The organism is Campylobacter sp. BCW_6464 (genome assembly GCF_001762775.1).
In the GTDB taxonomy this organism is placed as follows: Bacteria; Campylobacterota; Campylobacteria; order Campylobacterales; family Campylobacteraceae; genus Campylobacter_D; species Campylobacter_D jejuni.
Map to the genome: position 1 here is coordinate 1 of NZ_MJXM01000007.1, position 3,797 is coordinate 3,797.

The window sequence follows — 3,797 nt, forward strand, 5'->3', positions numbered from 1 at the left end:
AGACTTAGTTCAGGCCTTAGAATCAACTCGGCTGCAGATGATGCTTCAGGGATGGCGATAGCAGATTCTTTGCGTTCACAAGCAGCCACTTTAGGTCAAGCCATAAACAATGGTAATGATGCCATAGGTATTTTACAAACTGCAGATAAAGCTATGGATGAGCAACTTAAGATCTTAGATACAATCAAGACTAAGGCAACTCAAGCGGCTCAAGATGGACAAAGCTTAAAAACAAGAACCATGCTTCAAGCAGATATTAACCGTTTGATGGAAGAACTTGATAATATCGCAAATACTACTTCATTTAATGGTAAACAACTTTTAAGTGGTAATTTCATCAATCAAGAATTTCAAATCGGTGCAAGTTCAAATCAAACTATCAAAGCTACTATAGGCCCAACCCAATCTTCTAAAATTGGTTTAACACGCTTTGAAACTGGAGGAAGGATTTCTGAAAGTGGTGAAGTGCAATTTACTTTGAAAAACTATAACGGTATAGATGATTTTAAATTTCAAAAAGTTGTGATTTCAACTTCAGTTGGAACAGGACTTGGGGCTTTAGCTGATGAGATCAATAAAAATGCCGATAAAACAGGTGTTAGGGCTACTTTCACAGTAGAGACTAGAGGTATGGGTGCAGTTAGAGAAGGTACTACTTCAGATGATTTTACTATCAACGGGGTAAAAATTGGTAAGATAGAATATAAAGATGGTGATAGCAATGGTGCTTTAGTTTCTGCAATCAACTCTGTAAAAGATACTACAGGAGTAGAAGCTTCTATAGATGAAAATGGTAAACTTTTGCTCACTTCAAGAGAAGGTAGAGGGATTAAAATTGAAGGTGATATAGGCAGAGGTGCTTTTATCAATCCAAATATGAAAGAAAATTACGGTCGCTTATCTTTAGTAAAAAATGATGGTAAAGATATTTTAATCAGCGGAACAGGATTAACTGCTACTGGATTTGGTGCAAATAGTTTCATTTCGCAAGCTTCTGTTTCTCTAAGAGAATCAAAAGGTCAAATTGATGCTAATGTTGCCGATGCCATGGGATTTAACTCAGTTGATAAAGGTAATATTTTAGGCGGTAAATATTCTTCGGTTAGTTCTTATATGAGTAGTGAAGGAAGTGGATTTTCATCTGGTTCTGGTTTTTCTGTAGGTAGTGGTAAAAATTATTCCACAGGTTTTGCTAATGTAGTTGTTGTATCAGCAATTTCTCAAATGTCCGCAGTTTATAATATTTCAGCTGGATCAGGTTTTTCTAGTCAAAGTGGATTATCTCAGTTTGCAACAATGAAAACTTCAGTTGGAAATACTCTTGGCGTAAAAGATGAAACAGCAGGTGTAACTACACTTAAAGGCGCTATGGCTGTGATGGATATAGCAGAAACTGCTATAACAAATCTTGATCAAATCAGAGCTGATATTGGTTCAGTGCAAAATCAACTTCAAGTTACTATAAATAACATCACTGTAACTCAAGTAAATGTTAAATCAGCAGAATCTCAAATCAGAGATGTAGACTTTGCTAGTGAGAGTGCAAATTTTTCTAAGTATAATATCCTTGCGCAGTCAGGTTCATATGCTATGAGTCAGGCTAATGCTGTTCAACAAAATGTTTTAAAACTTCTTCAATGATTTCTTAGATGCTTTTATGCATCTAAGAATTTTTAAAGTGCCTTTTTCTTTTCTAAAAAATCTTGCAAAGGTATGATGGCGATTTTAAGTCTTTTATCTTGAGCTTCTAAAAGATCTATGATATTTTCAAGTAGGGATTCATGTGCATAAATCCAAGCAAAAAGTTTATTTTGTTTATCAGCTTCATCTTTGATATCCTTAAGATATAAAGGCGCTAAGAGGCTTTGTTCGTGATGTAAAGTAGGTCCTAGAATTTCTCTTAAAAAGCTGTATTTTTGACTTGAAAGTTTTTCTTTGATTTTATCGATGTTTTGATTGAGTTCATTAAGAGATAATTTGCTTTTTCCATGGGTAAGATTATAAATTTGTTTTTGAACTTTTTTACATTCTTTTTGGAAATTAAGCGCTAAGCTCATATTTTTTTTGATTTTTTTATAGATTTTTAAGCTTAATTCTACTTGTTCTTTGGTATTTAAAGCTTTTAATTTTTTAAAATTTTTATCTTTTTCATTTTCAAGTAGATCTTTGCAAACTTCTTTAAAAGGTCTTTCTATAGCACTTTCTATCCTAGCACCCCCTTCGGTGCAATTATAGGTTTTACTTTTGCTAAAAGAGATAAAATTTTCAAAAATTTGTCTAAAAAGAGTCCATATTTCAGAACTTTCTACTTTCTCTTCTCCTCCATAAGCTAAGGTGGTAAATTTTCCAAAATCCCTTTCATAGTCCCCATTATGCCAACTAGCATGAATAAAACCTTTAGAATGTGTTTGCCCATCTTCACTATAAGCTAGATCTTGTCCTATTAAAATGATATTTTTATGTCCTAAATTTTCTGCACATTCATAAGCCATATGAGATACACTCATGCCCGCATTAATATATCCATAATCATCTAGATCTAAATATCTTGCAAAAGGTTGCCCTTTAAGAATAAGCATATAGTTTCTTTTGTTTTTTTCAAGATAAGCAATGGTTTTTTTATGCACCAAGGAAGCAACTATAAAAATAATATCCTTATCAAATTCACCAAAATTATTATTAAAGCACTCTGCTACTATATCATCACGCTCTAACATGCAAACATAATCAGGTTTTATACCTTCTCTTGCGAGTATATTATAAGCACTATCTGCACAAAAAATCGTAGCTTTATTGGCATACTTTTTTAATAAAGGAAGTTGTTTAGTTAAACTTGGTCCTGTTGCAACGACTATGGCTGTTTCTTTAGCATTTTTTCTTTTTTTGAGAAGTTCTTTATAGTTTGGATGTGAAATGAGTCTAGGAAGATTGTAAACAAATTGTTCTATACCTTGCATAGCATCTTTAGGATCATTTCCATGCATGAGATTATGGTTTTTTATGGTTAGGATATTGAGTTTGTTAAGTTTTAAAATATCTTCTTTGTATTCTTCATAAAAATCATTAGCAATATGTAGATTATAAGAACGATAAAATAAATCTCCTACAAGGCGAAAGATTTTTTCAATTTTAGGTAAAGTTACATCATCTTGATGAACAATGATAAGCCTTCCTAAACTTAAATCTTTACTAAAATCGACAAAATTAAAAGCTAAAAATATAAGCTCTAATTCTTTTTCAAAAATAATCATTCTTTTAAGATTTTTATTTTGCAATAAAATTTTATATAAAATCCCATTTCCTATTCCATAGAAAAAAAGCACAGGATAACGAGTAAAATCTTTAAAATATTCCAAATCTTTTTCAAGCTCTTTTACAGGATCTTGATACATTTTTTTTAAATTTCTTTTTTTGATAATATTGATATCAAGATTATCTTTTCCTTGTGTAAAAGTAAAGTCTCTAAGTTCTTTAAGATCTTCAAGTTTTGCACGCAGATTATCATACTCAGAGCCACTTAAAGCTTTGAGATTTTTTTCAAAATTATTTTCCCTTTTCATCACCTTCTCACCCTTTCCATCCATTTATCTAATTTTCTTTCTTTAAGTTTTTCTTCTAAAGGAAGTATATTTTTTATCAAAGCGCTTTCTTGTGCTTTGATATGTCCATAAACTAATTCCATAAATTCTAAATGTTCTTTTATCCAAAGAATATTTTTATTAAAAACATCTTCTTTGGTTTTAGGATTTAAAACATAAATTCTAGCAAGATTAAGTTCAAATTGAGTTAGCAAGGGG

Annotated in this window: 2 protein-coding genes and 1 pseudogene; 1 reads left to right on the forward strand and 2 read right to left on the reverse strand. The window is 31.3% G+C overall.

The genetic code is table 11. From position 1 onward, the window contains the following. Positions 1–1,641, forward strand: a 1,641-nt coding sequence (locus AJ885_RS00100; protein ID WP_070280494.1) for a flagellin A, incomplete at its 5' end; no start/stop codon positions are given. A 32-nt stretch (positions 1,642–1,673) separates the two neighbouring features. Here the strand turns inward: AJ885_RS00100 and AJ885_RS00105 are convergent. Both AJ885_RS00105 and AJ885_RS00110 read right to left on the reverse strand, forming a co-directional pair. Beyond that, the gene (locus tag AJ885_RS00105) at positions 1,674–3,560 is read right to left on the reverse strand and encodes a motility associated factor glycosyltransferase family protein (RefSeq protein WP_079860259.1); all 1,887 of its coding nucleotides are present in this window, start codon (positions 3,558–3,560) and stop codon (positions 1,674–1,676) included. After that, positions 3,560–3,797 (reverse strand): annotated as a pseudogene (locus tag AJ885_RS00110) (motility associated factor glycosyltransferase family protein); the annotation flags it as partial. The pseudogene AJ885_RS00110 and the gene AJ885_RS00105, both read right to left, overlap by 1 nt.